This window comes from Ruminococcus sp. NK3A76 (genome assembly GCF_000686125.1).
GTDB lineage: Bacteria > Bacillota > Clostridia > Oscillospirales > Ruminococcaceae > NK3A76.
Genome location: NZ_JMMA01000002.1, coordinates 535,256 through 560,053, shown reverse-complemented (window position 1 = coordinate 560,053; position 24,798 = coordinate 535,256). Strand labels below are relative to the sequence as shown.

21 protein-coding genes and 2 pseudogenes are annotated in these 24,798 nt (G+C 45.8%); 7 read left to right on the top strand and 16 right to left on the bottom strand.

Going from position 1 to position 24,798, the window contains the following annotated elements; translation table 11 throughout:
• Positions 1-50 precede the first annotated feature (50 nt).
• Positions 51-1,382: an IS4 family transposase gene (locus CD05_RS0102755; RefSeq protein WP_028509209.1), complete on the top strand. Its 1,332-nt coding sequence runs from the start codon at positions 51-53 to the stop codon at positions 1,380-1,382.
• A 293-nt stretch (positions 1,383-1,675) separates the two neighbouring features.
• Positions 1,676-3,007 carry an IS4 family transposase gene (locus CD05_RS0102750; protein WP_028509209.1) on the top strand — a complete coding sequence of 444 codons (1,332 nt, stop codon included), beginning with the start codon at positions 1,676-1,678 and terminating at the stop codon, positions 3,005-3,007.
• Positions 3,008-3,139: 132 nt separating this feature from the next.
• Here CD05_RS0102750 and CD05_RS0102745 read toward each other — a convergent pair.
• The 12 genes and pseudogenes from CD05_RS0102745 to CD05_RS0102690 form a co-directional block, all read right to left on the bottom strand.
• Positions 3,140-3,514 (bottom strand): annotated as a pseudogene (locus tag CD05_RS0102745) (LacI family DNA-binding transcriptional regulator); the annotation flags it as partial.
• A gap of 559 nt (positions 3,515-4,073) precedes the next feature.
• Positions 4,074-4,520, bottom strand: a complete 447-nt coding sequence (locus tag CD05_RS0102740; protein WP_028509207.1) for a hypothetical protein — start codon at positions 4,518-4,520, stop codon at positions 4,074-4,076.
• Positions 4,521-4,524: 4 nt separating this feature from the next.
• Positions 4,525-6,042 carry a HAMP domain-containing sensor histidine kinase gene (locus CD05_RS17190; RefSeq protein ID WP_242841222.1) on the bottom strand — a complete coding sequence of 506 codons (1,518 nt, stop codon included), beginning with the start codon at positions 6,040-6,042 and terminating at the stop codon, positions 4,525-4,527.
• Positions 6,023-6,703 carry a response regulator transcription factor gene (locus CD05_RS0102730; protein ID WP_028509206.1) on the bottom strand — a complete coding sequence of 227 codons (681 nt, stop codon included), beginning with the start codon at positions 6,701-6,703 and terminating at the stop codon, positions 6,023-6,025. Before CD05_RS0102730 ends, CD05_RS17190 begins: the two co-directional genes overlap by 20 nt.
• Before the next feature lie 120 nt (positions 6,704-6,823).
• A complete protein-coding gene (locus CD05_RS0102725; protein ID WP_028509205.1) occupies positions 6,824-7,351 on the bottom strand; it encodes a DUF5662 family protein in 528 nt (175 codons plus the stop codon).
• A gap of 145 nt (positions 7,352-7,496) precedes the next feature.
• The gene (locus CD05_RS0102720) at positions 7,497-7,934 is read right to left on the bottom strand and encodes a GNAT family N-acetyltransferase (protein ID WP_028509204.1); all 438 of its coding nucleotides are present in this window, start codon (positions 7,932-7,934) and stop codon (positions 7,497-7,499) included.
• Positions 7,916-8,635, bottom strand: coding sequence for a hypothetical protein (locus tag CD05_RS0102715; RefSeq protein ID WP_028509203.1), 720 nt, complete (start codon positions 8,633-8,635; stop codon positions 7,916-7,918). Before CD05_RS0102715 ends, CD05_RS0102720 begins: the two co-directional genes overlap by 19 nt.
• 323 nt (positions 8,636-8,958) lie before the next feature.
• Positions 8,959-9,534, bottom strand: coding sequence for a hypothetical protein (locus tag CD05_RS0102710; RefSeq protein ID WP_028509202.1), 576 nt, complete (start codon positions 9,532-9,534; stop codon positions 8,959-8,961).
• Positions 9,531-10,025 (bottom strand): sigma-70 family RNA polymerase sigma factor, encoded by a 495-nt coding sequence (locus tag CD05_RS17185; protein ID WP_051588782.1) that lies wholly within the window; start codon positions 10,023-10,025, stop codon positions 9,531-9,533. The genes CD05_RS0102710 and CD05_RS17185 overlap by 4 nt, the downstream gene beginning before the upstream one ends.
• Positions 10,018-10,683, bottom strand: coding sequence for an ABC transporter ATP-binding protein (locus tag CD05_RS0102700; protein WP_037322757.1), 666 nt, complete (start codon positions 10,681-10,683; stop codon positions 10,018-10,020). Before CD05_RS0102700 ends, CD05_RS17185 begins: the two co-directional genes overlap by 8 nt.
• Positions 10,684-10,687: 4 nt before the next feature.
• Positions 10,688-11,368 carry an FtsX-like permease family protein gene (locus CD05_RS0102695; protein WP_028509200.1) on the bottom strand — a complete coding sequence of 227 codons (681 nt, stop codon included), beginning with the start codon at positions 11,366-11,368 and terminating at the stop codon, positions 10,688-10,690.
• Positions 11,365-13,554 carry an ABC transporter permease gene (locus CD05_RS0102690; protein WP_028509199.1) on the bottom strand — a complete coding sequence of 730 codons (2,190 nt, stop codon included), beginning with the start codon at positions 13,552-13,554 and terminating at the stop codon, positions 11,365-11,367. Before CD05_RS0102690 ends, CD05_RS0102695 begins: the two co-directional genes overlap by 4 nt.
• Before the next feature lie 288 nt (positions 13,555-13,842).
• Between CD05_RS0102690 and mobQ the strand changes: the two are divergent.
• The 4 genes and pseudogenes from mobQ to CD05_RS0102660 all read left to right on the top strand — a co-directional run bounded on the left by mobQ (position 13,843) and on the right by CD05_RS0102660 (position 17,577).
• Positions 13,843-14,841, top strand: a pseudogene (mobQ, locus tag CD05_RS19400) (MobQ family relaxase).
• A gap of 233 nt (positions 14,842-15,074) precedes the next feature.
• Positions 15,075-15,404, top strand: a complete 330-nt coding sequence (locus CD05_RS0102675) for a hypothetical protein (RefSeq protein ID WP_028509196.1) — start codon at positions 15,075-15,077, stop codon at positions 15,402-15,404.
• 219 nt (positions 15,405-15,623) lie between these two features.
• Complete coding sequence (locus CD05_RS20500; protein ID WP_037322755.1) at positions 15,624-15,812, top strand: hypothetical protein; 189 nt, start codon at positions 15,624-15,626, stop codon at positions 15,810-15,812.
• Between the two features lie 133 nt (positions 15,813-15,945).
• Entirely contained in the window at positions 15,946-17,577 is a 1,632-nt protein-coding gene (locus tag CD05_RS0102660; protein WP_028509195.1) for a recombinase family protein, read from the top strand.
• A gap of 436 nt (positions 17,578-18,013) precedes the next feature.
• Here CD05_RS0102660 and surE read toward each other — a convergent pair whose 3' ends face one another.
• The 4 genes from surE to CD05_RS0102640 form a co-directional block, all read right to left on the bottom strand.
• Positions 18,014-18,727: a 5'/3'-nucleotidase SurE gene (gene surE, locus CD05_RS0102655; RefSeq protein ID WP_028509194.1), complete on the bottom strand. Its 714-nt coding sequence runs from the start codon at positions 18,725-18,727 to the stop codon at positions 18,014-18,016.
• Positions 18,728-18,742: 15 nt separating this feature from the next.
• Complete coding sequence (gene rlmH / locus CD05_RS0102650) at positions 18,743-19,225, bottom strand: 23S rRNA (pseudouridine(1915)-N(3))-methyltransferase RlmH (RefSeq protein WP_028509193.1); 483 nt, start codon at positions 19,223-19,225, stop codon at positions 18,743-18,745.
• Entirely contained in the window at positions 19,222-20,010 is a 789-nt protein-coding gene (locus CD05_RS0102645) for an MBL fold metallo-hydrolase (RefSeq protein WP_028509192.1), read from the bottom strand. The genes rlmH and CD05_RS0102645 overlap by 4 nt, the downstream gene beginning before the upstream one ends.
• 165 nt (positions 20,011-20,175) lie before the next feature.
• Positions 20,176-21,462 (bottom strand): UDP-N-acetylglucosamine 1-carboxyvinyltransferase, encoded by a 1,287-nt coding sequence (locus CD05_RS0102640; protein ID WP_028509191.1) that lies wholly within the window; start codon positions 21,460-21,462, stop codon positions 20,176-20,178.
• Between the two features lie 632 nt (positions 21,463-22,094).
• On the opposite strand from CD05_RS0102640, the gene CD05_RS0102635 reads away from it, so the two are divergent.
• Complete coding sequence (locus CD05_RS0102635; protein ID WP_028509190.1) at positions 22,095-24,740, top strand: cation-translocating P-type ATPase; 2,646 nt, start codon at positions 22,095-22,097, stop codon at positions 24,738-24,740.
• Positions 24,741-24,798 lie beyond the last annotated feature (58 nt).

Below are 24,798 nucleotides of genomic sequence, written 5' to 3'. Positions count from 1 at the left end.
AAACCCTTTTAAATAGGTATAGTTTTTACCGTTTCAAGGAGGTTTTCATTATGAAATATGCAGGAAGATTGAGAAAAACTTTATGGGATATTATTGACGTTATCTGTTCGCAGCGTGATGAATTTTTCGTTTCATCAAAAAGCAATTTTACCCGAAAAGGCAAATTCAAGCCCCGGGATATTTTCAAGGCTCTGCTTCTTATGGAAGACAGATCGCTCTCTCACGAGTTGCTGCCGTATTTTGATTTCAAAAAGAATACCCCTACGCCTTCTGCCTTTGTTCAGGCTCGGGCTAAGATAAAGCCATCTGCGTTTGAAGCTCTGTTTGACCGATTGGTTTCAGCGACTACGGATAACAAGAAAAAATATCTGTATAAGGGCTACCGTCTTTTTGCTGTTGACGGCTCTGATTCTCATGTGCCTACCAATCCCGATGACCGGGCATCATATTTTTCTAATCCAAACGGCAGGCACTACAATCTGTTTCACATCAACGCCATGTATGACCTTTTGCGGCATACATATACAGATGTTGTGATCAAGAAAAAGCGTAACTGCGATGAAAGAGAGGCATTTATCGAAATGGTCGAAAAGCACCGAAATGACGATATCCCTATCATTTTTATTGCTGACAGAGGATACGAGTCATACAATGATATGGCGCATATTATCGAATCGGGGCACAGGTTTCTGATAAGGGTACAGGATATTGACAGCAGAGGTATTGCTGCCGGACTTGGTCTGCCGGACAGATTTTTTGATGAGTGCATAACGCTGCAATTAACCAGAAGATATACTCAAGATATCAAAGAAATGATGAATAATGATCACAGGATAAAGCATATCACAACTGCATTTGATTATCTTCCAAGAAGCTTTGACCGCACTGCTCCTCCACAGTTTTATGAGCTGCCGATAAGAATAGTCCGCTTTAAGGTCAAGGAAAAATATGAGGTCATAATGACAAATCTGCCGAAGGAAAAGTTTCCGCCTATTGAGATCAAAAAGCTCTACGGTATGCGCTGGGGGATAGAAACATCATTCAGAGATCTGAAACACACGATAGGTCTGAATTATTATCACTCTAAGAAAACCGACAGTGTACTTCAGGAAATATATGCAAGAATGGTGATGTACAACTTTTGCCAGCTTATCACAGGTCAAGTTGATATCAAGCGTTCAAAAAATGGCAGGAAATACGCCTACAGGATAAACCTTTCTCAGGCGGTGCAGATATGCAGAAACTTTTTATCGGGGAAGGTTATTCAGTCTGACATTTCTGCACTCATATCAGCATTCATACTGCCGATCCGAAAAGGACGAGACAAACCACGAATAAAGGGTGCAAGGCGGGACGTGTATTTTAATTACAGGATAGCCTGACCGAGAAATTCATATTTTTTCAGGCGGCAAAATGACCGTCAGCTTTGCTGCGCCTTGATATCCTTATATTAGAGTTTTATTGTATTTTTATAAGTGGAGTGCTGGCGGGAATGGGGTGACTTAATGGGATTGTCTTATGAAACAATCCCATTAAGTCAACCGAAATATGTACAAAATGAAAACTTTACAGAAAACCACTTGACAAATTGATGAAAATCTGCGGTTTAATTGCCTGCGGCAATTAAACCCTTTTAAATAGGTATAGTTTTTACCGTTTCAAGGAGGTTTTCATTATGAAATATGCAGGAAGATTGAGAAAAACTTTATGGGATATTATTGACGTTATCTGTTCGCAGCGTGATGAATTTTTCGTTTCATCAAAAAGCAATTTTACCCGAAAAGGCAAATTCAAGCCCCGGGATATTTTCAAGGCTCTGCTTCTTATGGAAGACAGATCGCTCTCTCACGAGTTGCTGCCGTATTTTGATTTCAAAAAGAATACCCCTACGCCTTCTGCCTTTGTTCAGGCTCGGGCTAAGATAAAGCCATCTGCGTTTGAAGCTCTGTTTGACCGATTGGTTTCAGCGACTACGGATAACAAGAAAAAATATCTGTATAAGGGCTACCGTCTTTTTGCTGTTGACGGCTCTGATTCTCATGTGCCTACCAATCCCGATGACCGGGCATCATATTTTTCTAATCCAAACGGCAGGCACTACAATCTGTTTCACATCAACGCCATGTATGACCTTTTGCGGCATACATATACAGATGTTGTGATCAAGAAAAAGCGTAACTGCGATGAAAGAGAGGCATTTATCGAAATGGTCGAAAAGCACCGAAATGACGATATCCCTATCATTTTTATTGCTGACAGAGGATACGAGTCATACAATGATATGGCGCATATTATCGAATCGGGGCACAGGTTTCTGATAAGGGTACAGGATATTGACAGCAGAGGTATTGCTGCCGGACTTGGTCTGCCGGACAGATTTTTTGATGAGTGCATAACGCTGCAATTAACCAGAAGATATACTCAAGATATCAAAGAAATGATGAATAATGATCACAGGATAAAGCATATCACAACTGCATTTGATTATCTTCCAAGAAGCTTTGACCGCACTGCTCCTCCACAGTTTTATGAGCTGCCGATAAGAATAGTCCGCTTTAAGGTCAAGGAAAAATATGAGGTCATAATGACAAATCTGCCGAAGGAAAAGTTTCCGCCTATTGAGATCAAAAAGCTCTACGGTATGCGCTGGGGGATAGAAACATCATTCAGAGATCTGAAACACACGATAGGTCTGAATTATTATCACTCTAAGAAAACCGACAGTGTACTTCAGGAAATATATGCAAGAATGGTGATGTACAACTTTTGCCAGCTTATCACAGGTCAAGTTGATATCAAGCGTTCAAAAAATGGCAGGAAATACGCCTACAGGATAAACCTTTCTCAGGCGGTGCAGATATGCAGAAACTTTTTATCGGGGAAGGTTATTCAGTCTGACATTTCTGCACTCATATCAGCATTCATACTGCCGATCCGAAAAGGACGAGACAAACCACGAATAAAGGGTGCAAGGCGGGACGTGTATTTTAATTACAGGATAGCCTGACCGAGAAATTCATATTTTTTCAGGCGGCAAAATGACCGTCAGCTTTGCTGCGCCTTGATATCCTTATATTAGAGTTTTATTGTATTTTTATAAGTGGAGTGCTGGCGGGAATGGGGTGACTTAATGGGATTGGATTATCACGCCGTCAACATTTCTGTACTTACAGTGTTCGTATGTGGTCATTTTTCTTGACCCCATATCTCTGTTTATAAATGTTATATCGTACCCGGCCGACTCAGCTTCCATCTTGAAGCTGTTGAGAAGCCTTGCAAAGAACTCATGTGTAAGACCGCTGCCGGCTTCGTCAAGGAACATGACCCCAAGGTTATATGTCCTGTTAGTCTTCAGCGCCCTCGCCTGCGAGTTAGGGAAGTAACCCATTTCCTTCGCAGCCTTTATGAGCCTTTCCTTGGTCGCCTCGCTTACGTCCTTATGACCGTTCAGCGCCTTGCTCACAGTTGCCACCGACACGCCGCAGCGAACTGATATATCTTTCAGAGAAACCATTTTACCGTTCGCCCCTTCTTATTAAGTTAACGTTTTCGATAGCGCCGTTGCGGCGTTCCTTCCGGTCTTTCCGCTACATAAAAATATACAGTATTCCGAAGATAATTGCAAGTGTTTTATGCTTTTTTTATGCGCTATGTAATAAATTATGGACAATTTCACAACTTTCACACTCGCTTTTTGTGCAGCTTGTATATTGAATTATGTAAAACGTTACCGATTTGTAATTCCAAAGTGCTTTCACGAATCGTTCACGAAACCACAACGAAATCTCCAATCAGATTTAGCCGCCTTTTCGAGCTGATGAAATCACATATGTTAAAAATCACTATAAATCTATAAAATGTAAATGTTTTCGTTGTGATTTCTTTAACATTATAGCAGATTTAAACCGATTTGTCAAGCCTTAAAACGTTTTCGATAAAAGTAGTGATATTTTACGATTATATATTAACATTTTATCCGAAAACGATTAAAGAACACCGCTCCTTCACACGGGAACGGTGTTCTTAAGTATAAATATATTAACCTTTATAAGAACATTTAGCAGGTGCTTAAACTACACTGTTATGATGATCTGGTGGGAGAACATGAGCACAATTAGAAAAAAGTTTACAATGTCTGCGCCAAGTACCGTAAATAGGGACTTTACGTTAGAAAAAAGTTCTTTATTTGATATTTTCATCATAATTATGTCAGCCGAAATATACACGATAATCAGTGTCAACATTACGAAAATCCCAACATTTTCTATGCCGGTATCTTCAAGTGCATAAAAGATATCAAGCTCCGGATGTATCATTCTTGCAAATATTGCCCCTGCCCCGACGAGAGTGAACTGTGTCAGCAGCGAGGAGAGCGAGATCTTCCACATTCCCTTGACATCGAGCAGGAACATCATTGCCGCCTTGATAAATACCGGGAAAAGGCAGTAGAAGATATACCTGCCCATTATTATAAAGCTCAGCCCCGAAACTGCGATAAGCTCCTTAAAAAAAACCGACATTTATTTATTGCTCCTTTGGCTTAGTATTATTTTCCGTCAAAGGCTCCTGCGGCCTTTCCTTTTCCTTTGGCTGTCGCTTTAAATGCTTCTTTTCAGCCTCAACAGGCATCTCGAACCAGAATACCGACCCCACGCCCTCGGTAGACGAAACACCGAAAGCGAAATCATGCTTTTTAAGTATCTCCTTGCAGATAGAGAGCCCGAGCCCTGTACCCACCACATCACGCTTATACTTTTCGCCCCTGTAATAGCGGTCGAACACCTTCGGCAGCAGCTCCTTGGATATGCCCTGCCCGTTATCAGTGACCTCGATGCGCACGCAGCCGTGCTTGTTCTTCTGCACAAGGCGTATCACCTTGTCCTCGCCTGTATAGTTTATGGCGTTGTTTATGAAATTATATATTACCTGGTCTATCTTCTCAGGGTCTGCGCAGACCACTCTGTCCTCATCGGGGATATACTGTATATCATAGCCCTCCTGCTCAACGAGCAGCTTGTATCTCGTCATGCAGTCTTCGAGCTTGTCTACTATATGGAACTCCTGCTTGTTGAGCTCCATATTGCCCGACTCCATACGGGATATGGCAAGCAGGTCATTTACAAGGTTTGAGAGCCTGTCCGACTCATCAATTATGACCTTCAGGTGCTCCTCACGCTTGACAGGGTTATCGCCAGATAAGTCTCTTATCATCTCAGCATATGCCTTGACCATTGTAAGAGGTGTTCTCAGGTCGTGAGATACGTTTGCGATAAGCTCTTTTCTGAGGTCAGTTACCTTCTTTATCTCGTCCTTTGCGTCTTCGAGCACATTTGAAAGCTCCTCGACCTCGTTATAGCCCTTGGCTGTAAAGCTAATATCATAATCGCCCGAGCCGAACTGTCTCGCAGTATTGGTAAGCTCAGTGATAGGCTTTGACAGCCGTCTTGATATGATGATAGTCACGATAAACGCCAGCTCAAAGAGTATTATCGAGATATAGAAAAGCTGCTCCCTGATTATCCTTGTTGTGGAATCAAGCGGCTCGATAGAGGCTTCGATTATCAGATAGCAGCCCTTGCCGGCACCCGATACCAGAACTATCTCCTTTACCTTGAAGTCAGAATTGCTTATGACCTCGCTGTAGGTGTCCTTGCCCGACTCCTCATACTTATTGATGAGCTCAAACTGCTTGGTGCCGTAGTTATCCTGCGCAAGCAGCGAAAAGCTGCCCATATTGTTGACGTTATACAGCTCGTTGCCCATATCGTCAACTATCTTTACGTTCATGCCGTTTTTGAAAGCCGTCTCATTTATCAGCGAATAGAAATCCTCGCTGCCGGCCTTTGAAGTGAGCTTCTGTGCCGCAAGCGTCATATCCCTCGTCTTGGCCGAGCGATAGTAGTTTTGCAAAAAGAAATACTGGAACACCCAGAGTATAGCAAGAATAAGTATGGTGAATATCATAAAATATATCCACACATAGTATTTCATGCCATGCTTTCTGGGCGTGCCGTTCACAGTCCTACTGCTCGATCTTTTCAAACTTATACCCCATTCCTCTCAGGGTCACTATAAGGTTGCGGTACTCACCAAGGCTGTTTCTGAGCATTTTGATATGAGTATCCACAGTTCTGTCATCGCCGTAGAAGTCAAAGCCCCATACTTCTTCAAGCAGCTTTTCTCTTGAAAGGGCGATGTTCATATTTCGCACCAGGAAGAAAAGCAGGTCGTATTCCTTCGGGGTCATCTGCACCTTCTGGCCGTCTATCTTCACCTCACGGGCTGTGAAGTTTATCTCCAGTCCCTTATATATGAGCACTTCCTCCTCGCTGATGCGTGAGGGCTTTGAGCGTGCGATGACTGCCTTTATCCTCGCCATGAGCTCCTTGGGCGAGAAGGGCTTTACCACATAGTCATCAACGCCTATCTCGAAGCCGAAAAGCTTGTCATACTCCTCACCTCTTGCCGAGAGCATGATAACAGGTGTCTTCTTGGTCTTTCTTATCTCCTTTACAGCCGAATAGCCGTCGAGCTTGGGCATCATGATATCCATAACTATAACGTCATAGTCGTGAGCCTTTGCAAGCTCTGCTGCCTCCATACCGTCAGCCGCCTCGACTACCTCATAGCCGCCCCACTCGGCGTATTCTCTGATAAGTGCCCTTATCTTCGGCTCATCATCGACAACTAATATCCTTGGCATATATATCTCCCCTTTTTTAGAAATAATAATATCAACAGTCTTATTATAGTATCTGAATGTGATATGTATATGAAAGCGGCCTGAAAATAGCAGTCATATTTTTCTATTTCAGGGCTTATCTCAGTATTCTTTTAGTCTTCTGATGTATGCAAAGGTCTTTTTTTCGCCCTTTTCTTTGAGCATGACGAGCAGCCTTTCAAGCAGCGCCGCCGTTTCAGGGTGCATACGGGAGGCCGTGTTGCCCTTTAAGAAATAATCAAGCGGTGCAGCGTCGGAATAATTCTCGCCAAGATATGTCTTGCTTGCCGCCATTCTGTCACAGAACATCTCCTTGACATAGCGCATCGGCATCTTGACAGGCTTTAGCTTTTTGGTCACGCTGTCATAGTCAGTCCAGTATTCAAAGTGGTGCTTGTTCCTGCCCTTGTGGTGCATCCACGCAAGAGAGTAGCCGTAGTCCTCCCTTTCGCCCTCGTTGGGTGAGCGTGTGCCCTGATAGTGCCTGACCCCGACAATGAACTCTGTCGGCGAATACTTAGACAGGTCATGGAACAGCCCCTGGAAGAATATACCTGCATACCAGCAGTTTTTTATCACCTGATGACGGTGGTGTGTTATCGTTTTAAAATGTCCTGCGATTTTATTCATTGCTTTCACCTCGGTTTGTATAATATCATTATATCACACAACCTTCGTATAAGTCAATAAAAAGACGGTTTTTTAGGGCATATTACAAGACCCCCTCCGGTTCAAGCCCGGAAAGGGTCTTGCGTTTTATGCCAAAGATACTATATCAAAGATACTTCACCCACGTTGTCTCCTCATCGCCGAACATAAGCTCCTCAAAGGGTCTTATCTCGCCGGTGTCGGCAAAGCCGAGCTTTTTATGCAGGCCGACAGATGCCTTATTATCTCTGTCAATATAGGCATACAAATACTCGCCGCCGTTTGCCTTGCGTCTGATAAGCCCCATGCCCTTGCGCAGCAGCTGTGATGCTATGCCTCTCCTTCTGAAGTCCTCAGCCACGCACAGATCGCCGAGATACCAGTTTTTCTTGTCACTGCCGCTTTGCAGGAAGTTCACCGAGCCGACCACACGCCCGTCGCAGAATGCCGTGACAGTAATATCGTCAGCTATGTCCATCCACTGCTTGCAGCTGCAATGCTTGTCAAACCACAGATGCCACGCCCTGCTCTCATTAAGCCGGTTTTTCAGCTTATATATAGGCAACACCGCACAACCACCGGCGGATACCTTTGCACGCCATCCACTTGCAAATTTTCCGTCATATTACCCAAATTTACCTTGAAATACGTTAGTATTCCTGCGGTAAATTTAGCCAATCTGACGGAAAATATGACTGCGTGTCTGACGTACAATGGCCCAGCGGTGTTGCCTATACCAAGGCGGATATGGTCGGGCTTTTTATTATGCTTATCATACACCTCGTAGTAAATGTCGGTTATCGTGTCGGCGCAGTAGACCTTTGTCGGGCTGCCGTAGTTGGTGATATCGAGCCCTATCTCGCTAAAGCCGTATTTCTCGTAGTAGCCCACAAGGTCGGTATGAAGATATGCCGTGTCATAGCCCATATCCCCGAGCATCTCACGGGCGTGCATAAGAGCAGTTTCGCCGAAGTGCCTTGTGCTGCGAAAATACGGATCAACAAACAGCGTCGTTATAAACGGCGTAAGCGACGTGTGAACAGTCAGTCCGTCCTGCACATCGAGCTGGTAAAAGCCTGCGATACTCAGCTGCGGCTCGTCCTTGCGGCGCTCATACATCAGCCATGTCTGCGGAAAGCGCTCTGCTGTAACGCTTTTATCCGCAGTCTTGGCAAAGCTCTCATACACCTTTGCCCAGTTGTTTTTGCAATAGTCCTTTACCTTTTCACAAAGGTCAGTGTTGTTTTTTACAGATAATATTTTCATAGTTTTTTCTCCTTAATGCGGCCGAAATAATAATAAAAAAGTGCCCCCGATATGGGCACGTGCCACACAGAAGTTTTTGAGCTAACTAACAACTAAAACAGACAAATAACAGCAGATCAAAACACCTCGATGGAATCTTCATCGGGGTGCTTTTTATACTGTCATATATTGTCGAAACTACAAAAAGGCTCATATGTAATAATTATTTTAATTCTCCTGTATAATATAACTCGGGTTCATCATTAATAATAACAGACAGGCAGATCGTTTATCAGATTCCCTGTCTGTTTTTCTGTAAAAGGCGTTTGTATGACTTTTAACTTTTACTCATACTCCACTTCAAATACCTCGTCCTGTTCCGTCACCTTGTAGTTATACTCCTTATCATCTACTATAAAGCTACCCTTTGCCTCGCCGTCCTGTAAATCATCAGTAATGTCGATTTTCATTTTACCCGCCGAACCTATCAGCAGATACACCCTGCCATTTTGGCTTTCTGCTGAAAGCACAGGCTCTGAGAAAATGCTGATAGCTATATCATTGGCATTGCCGTCTGTATCTATAAGCACCCCGGCGTAGATATCATCATTTATAATTACAGTCTTTCCGTCAGAGGAGATCTCAAAGCTGTCTGCGGGTCTGCCGTTTATCTCGACTTTGGTTATACTCTTATCATCGGAAAATGCCTTATGGACACGCTCGACTATGCCCTCTCCGGTAACTGCATAGCCTATTATGTCGGCAGAAAAGAACAGCACAAATACTGCCGCCATTATCGCCGCTGCCCTGACCCAAACGCTTTTGGCAGCTGCCTTTTTAGCAGGTATATCCATAAGTCTGCTATGCAGGCTGTCCGGGACGTTTATATCATCATATGCTTCTTTAAATCTGTTATTCACTTTGGCACCTCCCCGAGCTTTTTTCTGAGTATTTCCCTTGCACGGTAAAGCTGTGTCTGAACAGTAGTCTCTTTTATTTTAATCACACGGCTTATCTCGCCTATTTGCATATCCTCATAGTAATAAAGATATACCACCGATCTGTACTTTACCGGCAGCTCACGCACGGCCGACAGCACCTCGGCACTGCGCTTGCTCTCTGCCTTGCCGCCATTATATAGCTTATCAAGCAGCTCATCATTATCGCTTTGGATCACTTTAGTTTTCCACGCCGATCTTGTGTGATTTATGCTGATATTCACAGCCATTCGTATAAGCAGAAATTTTGCCTGCTCTACATTCGGCGGCTGCTTGATCTTATTGTAAAACCGCAGAAATACCTCCTGCGTTATATCCTCTGCATCATGGTAGCTTTTGCAATAATTCACCGCTATATGAAAAACTGTTTTCTCATATAGCCTGACACAGTTTTCAAAATATTCCTTATCCATTTTCCGTTAGCTTTCCGTCATTTATTTTTATAATTCTGCCGCACTGCCCTGCAATAGAGCTGTCGTGGGTTATTATGATCACAGTCTGCCCGTATTCCCTTCTTACTCTTGCAAGCAGCTCCATTACCTCTTTGCCCGAGGCCTCATCAAGGTTTCCCGTAGGCTCATCACAAAGCAGTACGGAAGGCTTGTTTGCAAGCGCCCTTGCGATTGCCACACGCTGCTGTTGACCGCCTGAAAGCTGGCTTGGGTAATGAATGAGCCTTTCACTTATGCCGAGGGTCTCGCAAATGTGGCGGATATACTCCTTATCGACATTTCTGTTAAGACCTGCGGGCAGTATAATATTATTCCACGCAGTCAGCTCGGGAACAAGCCCGAAGAACTGAAAAACAAACCCTATTTTTTTGAGCCTGAACCTTGCAAGCTTATGCTCACTGTAATCAAATATATTCTCACCCTCATATCGTACCACACCCGAGCTTGGCTTGTCAAGGCCGCCCAACAGGTGTAAAAGTGTTGATTTGCCTGCTCCGCTTGTGCCGACAATGGCTGTCATCTCGCCCTTATCTATCGAAAGGCAGGCATTGTCAAGCGCTTTTACCTCACCCTCGCCCTTGCCGTAGTATTTGCAAAGGTCCTTAGCTTCTATCAGCATTTGCTCACTCCCTTTTCAGCTCATCTGTTATTTTCAGCTTCTTTTGTGTAAGTATCGGTATGACCGAGGCTATGCCTATAATAACTGCAAAAAACAGTATCACAAGAAATATGTCCTTTCGGTAAGCTTTGTTTAACATATCGAATCTGAGCAGTCCGTTATACAGAAAAATATCTGTCCGACTGGCAGCCGTTTCTTCCGTTACACTGCCTACGCCGCCTTCAAATTTAATACTTTGTGCATATGCCGAAAGCCTGTGAAAAGCATATATCGGCAGTAAAGATATTATAGCACCCAAAAGCACCAACAGCTCATTTTGCGCAAGTGAGATCAGTGCAAGCTGCCCCTTTGTAAAGCCTATAGCCCTCATAGCGGCAATGTTTTTCCGCTGCTGCCGCAGCCTGCTGTACAGCGCTAATATTATTCCTGTCAGCGTCAGCATGATAAGCATACCTTCAAGCCGCAGGAAGATATTTTTCATACCGTTCCTTTCACGCTCATATCGTTCAAGCAGCTCGCTTTTTGAAGCGCTTTTTATACCCTTGCACTGCCCGAGCATATTGTACCACTCCTTATCAACTGCCCTGATATTTGCACCGTCTTTAAGCGAAACGCTTACATCTGTCAGGTTTTCATCTGGCAGGCCCCAAGCCTTAAAGCATTCGGGTGTGACAAAAATATTCACTCTGCCGTTTTGGTGATAAAAGTCCGCTTTGCTGTCGGTTTTATTGCAGCTATGCCGCCTATTTTTACCTTTATATCCTGCCGCCTGCCCATACAGTATGCAGTCATCGGGACGTTTGCACCGTCCTCTGTCACGGTGTCTTTGTAGGCAAGGGTGCCGTATTTTTCATAGTCCTCGGCAGTCAGAGAATTTGCATCAAGCTCATCTGCGGCACTGTTTATCATAATGCTTGAAAGCGTTATCTCATCGCCTGTGTGAAGGACAGCCGAGATGTCCTTGTAGCTTGTTTCGCTTACAGCAATTATACATTCCCTGCCTGCGGATATCTCAGCCTCATTGATGCTGCCCTCTTTAAGCTCAAGCGCAGAAAACCCGTTCTCATCAAGTGCCACAAAGGGCGCAGAGAAAGCATTTTCGTCCGATTGATAGCCTGCCTTTTCCCATACTGCAAGCCTTGCCTTGCCCTCCGCTTCATCAAATGAAAGCACACCGTCATCATTGTCCTTTACCGTCTCGGGAGTAAGCCTTTTATCCTTAAGGATATAGGGCAGGTTTTCATATTCGCCGTTTAATATTATCATTCCCGAGCTGCAGACTATGCAGGAGCTTGCGTCTTTTATATCCTCCGCACAGTTTTCTTTAAAGCCTTCAAAAAGATAGGGCGAAATGCCGTAGTCGTGGTGGTTTTCTGTATTTGGTTCTATAATGCAACCCTCCTGCTTTGAAGCGGAAAGGTCGGCATTTTTCATACCGCTTTCTTCAAGGAGAAATCTAGTCTCGCTTGATTCAAATCTTCCTATCTCGCTGACAAATAATGTGCCGAAGCTCATACTTGCCATACCGATGATGATAAGCAATGTGACAGAAAATGTTGTGTAAGATATATTACTGAAAACTATAAAAAGCGAGCCACGCATCTTGCATCTACGGTGCTTTTTAAGGCGTTTCCCGATTTTTGATGACTTGCCCGTAATAAGCGTAAGAGCCGTCATTTTCTTATACCTGCATACATAGAGCAGCGAAACCGCAAGAACCGATACAGATATTATTATAACTGTTGTGACCCAAGGGGCATATGTAACTTCCTTTATCAGCTTATCTGCATTAAGAGCATTTTGAACAGAGGTAAGCTTTACAGTCAAAAGAAAAATATACCTTGCAAGCAAAAGTCCGACAGGAAGTGTTATTGCAGTGATCACAATCACCTCACCCACAAGCTGTAACAGTCGGGCAGAGCTTGACATTCCAAGACTAAGAATAATGCCGCTGTTTCTCATTCTGTCATCAAAGGTGTTTTTCATCATCTGATAAAGCGATATTACTGTAACAACGCCTATCAGCATGGCAAACAGCGGTATAATGTATGAGAATATATCCTTACGCGCACTGCCGGAAGATATCTCCTCATCGGTCTGTTCAAGGCTTTTTACCTCGCCAAAGTCCTCAGTGCCTAAAATATACGAATAGGAAAAGCCCCTACCGTTTGTCATATCCACAAGGCTCTCATCTGCGCCAAGGGACAGGATATCCATATACATCTGCTCTGTGTTTCCTTTATCCGCCTGAACAAAAACAGTATACAGCCCGCTGCCCTCGGAAAAATAGCTGCTGTCAAGAATTATCATAGGCAGCTCATATCCCTCCTCTACAGATGAGGGGTATCGGGTAAAGCCGCCATAGGCTGTTTCATTTTTTATCTCAAACACACCGGTAAGTGTAAGAGATCTTTCCTCGCCGCCTATATTTAAAATGACGGTCTGCCCGGGGTAAGGCGATATACCGCAGGCTTTGGCAAGTGTCAGGTCAAGGGCGATCTCATCGGCACTTTCAGGCGCTGTTCCCCGAAGCATTGACATATGAAATATCTCCTGCGAGTGCTTGTCACGAAAAGCCATAGCAGGAACGCTATTGCCGCCAAGTGTCACATAGGTACGTTTATACATTCCGCTGTCGGTAACGCTTTTGAGAGCAGTTACTTTTTCTGCGATCGTATAATCACAGTCAAACGCAATTACATCATAATCCCCGGACAGAGTGAGCTGGTTTTCAAGCTCCTGCATTTTGGAGCTTCTGACAAAAAGCAGAGTCAGCGCAAGAGCAACTATTCCCGACAGCAGTATTGCAAGCATGATTGCAAGTTTTGCAGGGTGCTTTCTGTAGTAACAAAGTGAAAGCTTAAGCAGCATTTTCATTCCCCCTTTTAAGTAAAACAAGTGACGGGGGCAAAATATCACATAATGATTGTAAATGCTTTGTTAAGTACACGAAATATTTACTCAAATATAATATACAGCAATCTGCCAAAATTCATATCCACAATTTTGTCTATATAAACAAATGTTCGATAAACGTATTGACAATCCCTTTTGCCCGTGCTATACTAAAATATACAATCAGAACGTACGTTTGATTTTCAAAACATATCCATTAAGAAAGAAGGACTGATACCCGCAATATATCATTTCAATGTCAAAATGGTCACTCGCTCAAAAGGCGGCTGCTGCGTAGCGAGTGCCGCATATATCGCAGGCGAGAAGATCAAAAATGAGAGTGACGGTCAAATCCACGATTACCGCAACAAGCATGAGGTGGTGCATAAGGAGATTATGCTTCCCATAAATGCGCCGCCTGAATTTCGAGAACGAGCCAAACTATAGAACGCTGCCGAAGCAGCCGAAAAGCGCAAGAACAGCCAAACTGCTCGGAGTATTAACGCTGCTTTGCCGAAGGAGCTGTCAAGAGAAGATCAAATTAATCTGGTCAGACAGTTCTGCGAGCAGTGCTTTGTGTCACAAGGAATGTGCTGCGATTTCGCTATCCATGACAAAGGCGACGGAAACCCTCACGTTCACATTCTGCTCGCTACCCGAAAGTTGAACAAGTCGGGCTTCACGCAAAAGGAACGTGCCTGGAATGACAAGAAGCTTCTAATTGAATGGCGGGAACGCTGGGCGGATTGGTGCAATCACAAGCTGTATTTCGTTTCGGACGCTCGGGTCGATCACCGAAGCTACAAAGAGCAGGGAGTTGACAAGCTACCGCAGATCCATTTGGGCGTAGAGGTCTGTGCAGTTGAGCGAAAGGGCTTTAAGACTGATAAAGGCAACCGCAACAGAAGGATAAGGCAGCACAATCTTGAAACGGAGATAGCTGCGCTTGAAAAGCAAATGCAGACAATGCGCTCGGAACATCGGCAGGATATGATAGACTACCTTGAAGCAAATATAGGCTGCAAGGTGTCGGACGCTTTCGTCATTCATGATGAGCAGGACACTTTGGAACAGTATGAGACATTTCTGCAAAGCCGAGGTGTGCCCTGTGAGTTTATGTTCTACAATGAGGACAAATGCGAATTGTTCATACCGAAGGCTGAAAAGGATAGAGCTCTTGCCTTGCTGACAAGCTACAAGAAAATGCATTCTGAAAAGGACTTTGGAACAGCAAAGACAGCTAACACCAAGCCGAAGCGATGAGCCCTACAACAACAGAGCCGTATGGCTCGCTTTGGGGAGTCCAGAGGGGTCTCCCTCTGGCGCACTTACAAACCCTCCGTGGTTTGTATAAGTGCGCCCTCCGGGGGTGGTGAGCTTAAAACGGGTACACATATTGTGAAGAAAGCGAGCTGCCCAAAATCAAACCTTCGCGTATGCGAATAGATGCGTATGCATCGGGCGCAGAATTGCGCCTCACGGAAAGGAGAATGCTATTGAGCAATAAGAAACTGACAACAGAAGAAAAGATCGAGAAATCGAAGCTGATGACCGAAGAAATCAGTAAAATTGAAAAGCGCCTTAAAGAGAGGCGTGATGCTCAAAAGAAGCTCGATGCAGAAATCGCAGACGAGCTGGAGAAAGCCGAAATGGTGACTAATCAGGCAGTCGGTAAGATGTTCAGAAACAGAATGAAAGACGATCTGCCGCTTGAAAAGTATGGAGAGATCATTGAGTTTATGCTTCTGCACGAGGACTGCATAGAATTCATAGCCGAGGTGACGGAAAAGTATCGGCAGGAACAAGAAAAGTCAAAATCGGCTTAAATAGATTTGTGAAAAGGCAAGGTGAGTCCAATGTAAAACTACTCGCTGCCCGATGAGCCGTTCGCCTATTAGGGCAAGTCGGGCAGCTTTCGGTATTTAGCAACATCATCAAAGTGCATACTGCCGCAGTGCCAGGCGGCAGGAGCTGTCGGACTGGTTTCGCCAACCGTTTTGACAGCCGTCATACCTCCTTTCGTGAAAGCGAAGGGAGAAAAATATTTGAGCAGAATCATAGAAAAAGACGAACTAAAGAAAGAGCGCTATAAGCTTAATTCGGTGACAGAATACAAATTCGGCAAGTCAACATATATTGTCAAAACGTACTTTGACCTCGATTGTGAGGAGTCGCTTGAAGATGTAGTTCAGCGCTTGATAACAAAAGAAGTGGAAAAGGCTATGTCGGCTTGATTGCCTAATGGCCGCATAGTCTCCGACAAAGGGCGGATCATTTACACAAAATCGGCTTTAAAGCGATAAAGTGTTCACAAGTTTGTGGTATACTGTAAATGATCCGCTGTATTTGTCGGAAAGAGAGGGTTTTATGACAGACAAAATTACAGCACTGTATTGCCGCCTTAGCAATGACGATGATTTGCAGGGCGAGAGCAACAGCATAACAAATCAGAAGACAATACTTTTGAAGTATGCGCAGGATAACGGTTTCAGAAATACGCAGTTCTATATCGACGACGGGTATAGCGGCACGAATTTCGACAGACCCGATTTTCAGCGAATGATAGCCGATATGGAAAACGGCAGGATAAGCACGATCATAACCAAAGACCTTTCAAGGCTCGGGAGAGAGTATCTGAAAACCGGCGAATATATTGAAATGATATTCCCCGACTATGATGTTCGCTACATAGCTATCAATGATAATGTGGATACGCTGAAATCGGAAAATGAGTTCATGGCGTTCAAAAACATTTTTAATGATTGGTTCGCTCGTGACACCTCAAAGAAGATAAAGGCCGTATTTAAGGCAAAGGGAATGTCGGGCAAACCGCTTTCGACCATTCCTCCGTATGGCTACAAAAAGAGCGAGCAGGACAAAAACGCTTGGGAGCCTGATGAGGAGACCGCACCTATTGTCAGGAAAATATATCAGTTGTGTATCGAGGGCTATGGCCCGACACAGATCGCAAAGAAACTGTCGGCTGATAAGATTTTGAAACCGACTGCCTACAATGAATTTAAAGCAAACGGCAAGGTCATCTGCGACAAGCCTTATCGCTGGGCGCAGAAAACGGTGGTCGGCATCTTGGAAAAGTACGAATATCTTGGGCATACGGTGAATTTCAAAACGCACAAAAAATCCTACAAGTGTAAGAAAACAGTAAAAAATCCACAAGAGGAATGGGTGATCTTTGAAAACACTCACGAGCCGATAATCAGCAAGCAAGACTTTGAGCTGGTACAGGAGCTAAGGAAGAACAAACGCAGGATACAGCGTTCAAACGAGGTCAATCCGTTTTCGGGGGTAGTCTATTGTGCCGACTGCGGCAAGCCGATGTATCTTTGCAGGGCAAGGACGCTGTCCGACATACAGGAGCATTTGAAATGCAGCACCTATGCCAGCGACCATACGGAATGCACTGCACATTTTATACGAACCTGCATTCTCAAAGAGATCGTTCTTTCTGAAATGAACAAGGTCCTCGACATGATAAACAAGGACGATGACAGCTTTGTTCAGACAACAATGGAGAGCAAGGCCGCCGACCATTTGAAGGAGGTCAAACAGGCAAAGAAAATGCTCGGCAGATCCGAAAAGCGGATAGCCGAGCTTGACAAGCTGTTCACAAGGCTTTACGAGGACAATGTTTCGGGCAAGATCTCTGACGAGCGTTTTGAGATGATGTCAAAAAATTACGAGGACGAGCAAAAGCAGCTTAAAGCAAAGGTCGGTGAGCTGACCGCCTTCATCGAGGACAAGGAGCAGAAGGCATCCGACATCACAGCTTTTATTGAGCTTGCCAAAAGGATAAAGCACGTTGACAAGCTGACACCCGACATTATGCACGAGCTTGTGGAGTTTATCACTGTTCACGCACCCGACAAGTCAAGCGGTCACAGGAGGCAGGAAATCGAGATAGTATTCAGATTCAAGGTAGTCAGAACGAGCCTTGTGCTTGACAGACAGGATTACGACAAAAGGAAAAAGGCTGCGTAGCGTAGGGCTGCGCAGCCGATATTAAAATAAGTTTACTTCTTTATGGCACGTTCCGTTAACGAGAACACTTTATATTACCTGTATATCAAATCATTGCGCTTGAGCGCATCAGGACGCATTATGTGAATGACAGACACTCTCGTTTCGGTATTCTAAAGTTTTCATATCATTCACCCGCCTCTCAATTGATGTAGTTATTTTAAGGCAACACCGCAAGACCCCTGTGCATCAGTATGCGCAACCTCAACTGGCGTTGAGGCACAGATTTTCGTCAGATTGCCTAAATTCGACACAGGCTTGCTGACGCAAGTCAAGGAGAATTGGGGTAATATGACGGAAAGCTGGCAAGCAGATGATGTGCAGAGGCGTTAGCCGCGAGTCGTGCGGTGTTGCCTTAACATAAATCTCTGCATTTGTCAATAACTATTACGAATAATCATGAGATATTCTTTGCCTTGCCGACAGAAACGCAGTTATCAAGTATCGCTCGAAGGTCTGTGCCCTCTTTTGCCGCCCAGTTGCGCACGCCCTCGACTGTGAAGTTTATCCTCTTGTCGTCAAGACGTGTCTCTATGTAGTGGTCGTGGTAGAAATCATCTGTCGAGACTGTTCTGTCACGGAGTATGCCGCCGCAATCCGCAAGGCTGCACGAGGGGAAGTTTACGTTCCATATCTCCCACAGGTCAAGCGGCTTATCTATAAGCTCTGCTATCAGCTCATCAAGATATCTGTCAGTCACCTCATGGATATCCTCAGCGCCCTCGGAGAATGCAATAGTATGCACACGCTGAAAGGCCGCCTCGAACGCCGCACCTGCCGTTGCAGAATACTGTATATCCGATGCAAGGTTATAGCCGTAGTTGATGCCCGAGAACACATGGTCAGGCTTTCCGGGGACGATGTTCAAAACACCTATGCGCACGCAGTCAGCAGGAGTTCCCTCGCAGGCGAAAGCGTGTACGCCCTCGACAGGGAAATCCACCTCCCATGCATCAAAGCTGTGCCTAAGCGATATACTGTGAGAAGCCGCACTCCTCTGCCCGTCAGGTGCTACTACCCAGACCTCGCCGTATTTCTTTGCAGCTCTCGCAAGCCTTATGATGCCGTCTGCAAATATGCCGTCATCATTCGTAATAAGTATTTTTCTCATAGATCTCCTCAAATATCATTTGTGATACTTGCTCCCTGCCGTGATAGAAAACGCCCTGTAGACCTGCTCCAGCAGCATTATGCGTGCAAGCTGGTGAGGGAAGGTCATCTCAGACATAGACAGTCTCATATCAGCTTTCTTTTTAACGCTCTCGTCGATACCGAACGACGAGCCGATTATAAAATTGAGCGTGCTCGCAGACAGCGAGAGCTCCTCTATCTTCCTTGACAGCTTTACACTTGAAAGCTGGCCGCCCTCTATGCACATGGCGATGTTCTTTGCGTCCTTGCCCTCGGTGTATTTGGCCATTGCTTTGGCTTCATTGGCAAGTGCTGCGTCTATCTCCTTCTGCGAGGGGTTATCAGACAGCCTGCTCTCAGGCAGTTCTATAACAGTCAGCTTGCAGAAAGCCCCCAGCCGCTTTGAGTATTCCTCCTGTGCCTGCTTAAGATAGTTCTCTTTTAGCTTGCCGACCGTGATGATATTTACCTTTATCAGAATACCACCGCCAGTCCGCTGAAATCCTTTGTAGCGACTTCAAGAAGGTAATCCCTGTTTCTTCTGAAACGCCCAAGGCTTGAAAGCACGGTGCTCTCAGCCTTTGCAGGGGTGTTGTTATGCTCGCTCAGATGCCCGAGGCACACCCTCGTAGTACCGCTTGCGATAAGCTCATTTATAAATGCGCCGCTGTCGTTGTTTGAAAGATGCCCGTGGTCTGAGAGTATACGCTGTTTGAGGTTATACTCGTAATAGCCGTTTATAAGCATCTGCCTGTCGTAATTTGATTCGATAAGCGCCATATCACAGCCTGACACAGCCGCCCTGACATTATCCGTCACGACGCCGAGGTCGGTACACACGGCCGCCTTTTTATTATCCTTAGTCACAAAGGTATAGCCACAGCTTGCCGGGGTGTCGTGCCATGTCTCGAATGCGGTTATCTCCAGGTCAGCGCAGCTTATCGTCTGGCCGTTTTGTATCTCCACAAGGGGGCAGGCAGCGTTTATCTTATCCTTATCGCAGAGTATATCAAGGTTGGTCTTCTGTGCGATGATAGCAACCGGGTGCTTTTTGGTGAGCACCTTAAGGCCGCTTATATGGTCTGAGTGGGTATGTGTAACGCACACAGCCTTTACCGCATCAAGAGGTATACCGTGCTGCGAGAGGGCATCGACAGCCTTTTTACAGCTGACACCGCAGTCTATGAGCACGCCGCTTTTATCATCGCCTATATATGTGCAGTTACCGCTGCTTGATGAATATAGTGGGTAAACCGTTGCCATATTTATCTCCTTCTTTGATCTTTGCAACACCGCACCAAGACCGCCTGACAGCTTTGCGGTATCGCCTTAGAAACTTTCACAGAAGATTATATCATATTTTTTTACATAAGTCAACAAAAACACCCTCCGCAAAACACGGAGAGTGTAAACTTTTTTATCCTTTTATCAGCTGCTGAGCTTAGCAGCGCCCTTGTCCTCAGTATAAACACGTCTGATATCAGCGCCGAGGCCACGGAGCTTTTCGTCGATGTTCTCATAGCCACGCTCGATATAGAAGATATTGTCTATCTCAGTTGTGCCCTGTGCAGCAAGGCCGGCTATCACCATAGCAGCGCCTGCTCTGAGGTCGGTAGCGATAACGGGAGCACCCTTAAGGCCGCCCACGCCCTGTATAACTGCCACCTTGCCATCAACGGATATATCAGCGCCCATTTTTCTGAGCTCGCCCACATATCTGAAACGGTTGTCGAAAATATCATCAGTCACGATGCTCGTACCCTCTGCAAGTGTGAGCAGAGTGGAGAACTGCGGCTGCATATCTGTCGGGAAGCCCGGGTGCGGCTGAGTCTTGAGCGATGTCTTTACCATAGGGCCGTCAACGCTTACTCTTACGCTCTCATCAAACTCCTCAACAGTCACGCCGACTTTTCTGAGCTTGGCTGTGATAGATTCAAGATGCTTGGGTATTACATTCTTGATAAGTACATTGCCCCTTGTAGCGGCAGCAGCTACCATATATGTGCCTGCCTCTATCTGGTCGGGGATAGTTGCATAAGTAACGCCGTGAAGGTGATCTACACCTCTAATCTTTATAACGTCTGTACCTGCGCCTCTGATATCTGCGCCCATAGAGTTAAGGAAGTTCGCAAGGTCAACTATGTGCGGCTCCTTAGCGCAGTTCTCGATTATTGTAAGACCCTCAGCCTTTACTGCTGCGCATATAGCGTTTATAGTAGCGCCGACTGTTATAAAGTCAAAGTATATCTGCGAGCCGATAAGTCTCTTTGCTGTTACATGGTTCGCACCGTTTATTATCTCATCTGTAGCGCCGAGCGAGCGGAATGCCTTAAGGTGCTGATCTATCGGCCTGTCGCCAAGGTCACAGCCGCCGGGCATCGGAACGTATGCTTCATGGAACCTGCCAAGCAGAGTGCCAAGGAAGTAGCTCGAAGCTCTCATAGTTATCGCAAGCTCATAGGGAACTACAGGCTCACGGATATTTCTTGTATCGAATCTTATTGTATTTCTGTTGATTATCTTTATGTCTGCGCCCATTTCCTTAAGGATCTTGACGCATTTGGTTATATCGCTTATCTCGGGAACGTTTTCAAGAATACAAGGCTCATCACAAAGTATAGTAGCTGCAACAAGTGCAACGGCTGCATTCTTGGCACCGCTTATAGAGACCTCTCCTTCAAGCGGCTTTCCGCCCCTTATAATAAATTTTTCCACTTGATCCACAACCCCTTGATCCACGGAAATCGTTAACATTACTTTCCGTTATTATACCACAGCTGCGCTTTATTTAAAAGCCCTGGCGCATAAATTCCGCTAATTGCCTAAAAATTTCCACGTCAAAATAAAAATTAAGTATAATATTTACCCTTCATGTTTACAGAATTTACACACTTTCCATATGTCTCATATCTTTTCCTGCCATTGCTCTACCAAAGGGACAGCCAAAACTCGCCGCATCTGCCCCCATGCAGCCTGTGGATTTACCGCAGGAAAGATGAAAACAAAAAATTATGTAAAATTTAGTACACTAATATTTTACCACACTCTTCAAGAAAAATCAATAGTAAATTCTCCAAAAATCGCCTTTTTTCAGACTTTTTTTCACGTTTATTACGGAAGAAAAACAGACAGTTTACAGAATAAAATCGTTTTGTAACCGATTATAGCACCGTTTGTAACCTTTTGTAACATTTGTCTTGTCCAAAAAAATCCCCGGCTTTTCAACTTGTAAATTATAATAAGGTTTGTTAATCTCAGAAACTAATATATTGGCACATCTTAGGCTTGTTCTTTTTTCAAAAACGGCTTCATAGACATAGTAAAAAGCCATGAAAGGAGCAAAAAAGATGCTTGATATACTTAAAATGGAGCTTGACCCTGCCCAAAGCGTGGCAGGCAGCGAGACACAGGGGCTAACCTCGGGTGAGGCAAGGCAGCGGCTGCTCAGTGACGGAGCGAACACCCTTGACCCCGGAAAGCGCAAGGGGCCGCTAAAGATATTTGCCAACCAGTTCCACGATGTCATGGTGATGATACTGCTGTTTGCAATGGCGGTGACTGTGGCTGCGGGGCAGATAAGCGACGCTGTGCCTATACTTATTATAATAGTCGTAAACGCCTGCTTAGGCTTTTTTCAGGAATACAGGTGCGAGAAGACGCTTGAAAAGCTCGAAGCCATGACCGCCCCCACAGCCAGGGTATACCGTGACGGAGAGCTTATGAGTATCCCCTCCTCCGAGGTGGTGTGCGGTGATGTGATAAGTGTCAGCGCCGGCGACACTATCCCATGCGACGGATATCTGCTAAAGTGCTCAGCTCTTGAATGCGACGAGAGCTCGCTCAGCGGCGAGAGCCTGCCTGCACGCAAAAAGGTCAGAACCAGCGAGACTGACTATTCCTCGATAAACCTTGACTATATGCTCTACATGGGCACGACAGCCGTCAAGGGCAGCGGACTGATGAAAGCCTGCCACACCGGGAAAGACACACAGATAGGCCAGATATCCGGCATGATAAGCAATGCAGACGAGCAGCTTACACCCTTACAGAAAAAGCTCGGCGAGCTTGGCAAGATGCTCGCACTTATATGTGTCGGCATATGCATACTCACCTTTATCGCAGGCATACTCCGTGGCGAGGGGATAACCGATATGCTGATGACATCTATCACGATTGCCGTTGCTGCAATCCCAGAGGGGCTGCCTGCGGCTGTGACTGTTGCGCTGTCGCTGTCAGTGAGGAGAATGCTCAAAAAGCAGGCGCTCGTTCACAGGCTGCACAGTGTCGAAACGCTTGGCTGCGCTGATGTCATCTGCACTGACAAAACAGGCACTGTGACACAGAATAAAATGACCGTGACTGACCTTTTCGTCTACTCTGAAGCCCCATGCAGCTACACTCTTTCTGACGGAAAATACACATCAGACAAGCCGGGCAGCGAGAGGGCTTTCAGGCTGATAAACCAGTGCTGCGCCTTATGCAGCGATGCTGTGATAAAGCGCACAAGAGCCACCCCCTCAGAAAGAAACCGTGGCAAGACATCACTCACCTGCACAGGCGACCCGACTGAAGCTGCCCTTGCAATGGCGGCATACACAAACTCCGTCACAGCCGAAACTTTGGGCGCAGAGCGAATATCAGAGCAGCCGTTTGACAGCGAGAAAAAGACCATGAGCGTGACCGTCAGATCCAAAGACGGAAATGAAGTGGCATTCACAAAGGGCGCACCGGCGGCTGTGCTCTCAGGCTGCACGCTGCGGCTTGACGGCGATGGCGAATTTGCCATGAGCGCCAATGAAAAGACGCTCATAAACAAGGTCTGCGAGAGGTATGCTGAAAACGGCCTGCGTGTGCTGGCGCTTTGCTGTGACTTCGGGCAGGGGGCGGTGTTCTTGGGACTTGCTGCGATGAAAGACCCTCTGCGTGATGAAGCAAGGGGCGCTGTGACAAGCTGCCGCCGTGCGGGGATAAGAACAGTTATGATCACAGGCGACCACATACTCACCGCCAGAGCTATAGCCAAGCAGGCCGGCATCTTTCGTGAGGGCGACAGAGCGCTCACAGGCTCGGAGCTTGACCGACTGACAGACGAGCAGCTTTGCGACATCATAGACCAGGTGAGCGTTTACGCACGAGTGACCCCTGCGCACAAGCTGCGAATAGTCAGGCTGCTGCGAAAGTGCGGCCACATATGCGCCATGACAGGCGACGGAGTAAATGATGCCCCTGCGATAAAGGAAGCCGACATCGGTGTATCAATGGGCATAACAGGAACTGATGTCACCAAACAGGCAGCGGATGTGATACTGCTCGATGACAACTTTGCAACGCTTGAGGGAGCTGTGCGTGAGGGCAGGGCTATCTACTCAAACATCAGGAAGTTCGTGAGGTTTCTGCTCGGTTGCAACATAGGCGAGGTGCTCACAACACTCGGGGCTATACTAATAGGTATGCCGGCGATACTCACCCCCTCTCAGATACTTCTTGTAAACCTCGTGACAGACGGCCTGCCGGCAGTAGCGCTCGGTTTAGAGCCGCCCGAGCCGGAGGTGATGCACAAGCCGCCAAGAAAGGACAGCGACAGCTTTTTCGAGGGAGGGCTGCTTTTCTCGGTGTTCATAAGGGGCATACTAATTGCGCTTTCAACGCTTGCAGCGTTCGGGCTGCTGCTGAGGATAGGCGCTCCCCTCGCCTGCGCAAGAACAGGAGCTCTTATCACTCTTTCGGTAAATCAGCTCATTCACGTTTTTGAATGCAAGAGCGAGACAAAGCCGCTTTGCCGCACCGGAATACTAAACAACCCCACGCTCATCATCTCGGTGCTGATATCTCTTGCAGCGCTTATGGCTGCTGTGTTCCTGCCGGCGCTTTCGGGCGTTTTCTCAGAGGGCAGAATGACTTTAAGCTACACTCTGATATCTGTCACATTCGCCGCACTTGTACCTTTTTGCGTACAATTATTCAAGGCGCTCACCGCAAAACGCCGTCTGTAACCTTATTACAGTACAGTTAAGATGAGTTTACAGTTTTAGTAAAACCATTGACATACGG

Excerpts from the sequence above, each read along its gene's own strand:
- CD05_RS0102755 (WP_028509209.1), top strand. The coding sequence starts at position 51 with ATGAAATATGCAGGAAGATTGAGAAAAACTTTATGGGATATTATTGAC.
- CD05_RS0102750 (WP_028509209.1), top strand. The coding sequence starts at position 1,676 with ATGAAATATGCAGGAAGATTGAGAAAAACTTTATGGGATATTATTGAC.
- CD05_RS0102740 (WP_028509207.1), bottom strand. The coding sequence starts at position 4,520 with ATGTCGGTTTTTTTTAAGGAGCTTATCGCAGTTTCGGGGCTGAGCTTT.
- CD05_RS0102730 (WP_028509206.1), bottom strand. The coding sequence starts at position 6,703 with ATGCCAAGGATATTAGTTGTCGATGATGAGCCGAAGATAAGGGCACTT.
- CD05_RS0102725 (WP_028509205.1), bottom strand. The coding sequence starts at position 7,351 with ATGAATAAAATCGCAGGACATTTTAAAACGATAACACACCACCGTCAT.
- CD05_RS0102715 (WP_028509203.1), bottom strand. The coding sequence starts at position 8,635 with ATGAAAATATTATCTGTAAAAAACAACACTGACCTTTGTGAAAAGGTA.
- CD05_RS17185 (WP_051588782.1), bottom strand. The coding sequence starts at position 10,025 with ATGGATAAGGAATATTTTGAAAACTGTGTCAGGCTATATGAGAAAACA.
- CD05_RS0102700 (WP_037322757.1), bottom strand. The coding sequence starts at position 10,683 with ATGCTGATAGAAGCTAAGGACCTTTGCAAATACTACGGCAAGGGCGAG.
- CD05_RS0102690 (WP_028509199.1), bottom strand. The coding sequence starts at position 13,554 with ATGCTGCTTAAGCTTTCACTTTGTTACTACAGAAAGCACCCTGCAAAA.
- CD05_RS0102660 (WP_028509195.1), top strand. The coding sequence starts at position 15,946 with ATGACAGACAAAATTACAGCACTGTATTGCCGCCTTAGCAATGACGAT.
- surE (WP_028509194.1), bottom strand. The coding sequence starts at position 18,727 with ATGAGAAAAATACTTATTACGAATGATGACGGCATATTTGCAGACGGC.
- CD05_RS0102645 (WP_028509192.1), bottom strand. The coding sequence starts at position 20,010 with ATGGCAACGGTTTACCCACTATATTCATCAAGCAGCGGTAACTGCACA.
- CD05_RS0102635 (WP_028509190.1), top strand. The coding sequence starts at position 22,095 with ATGCTTGATATACTTAAAATGGAGCTTGACCCTGCCCAAAGCGTGGCA.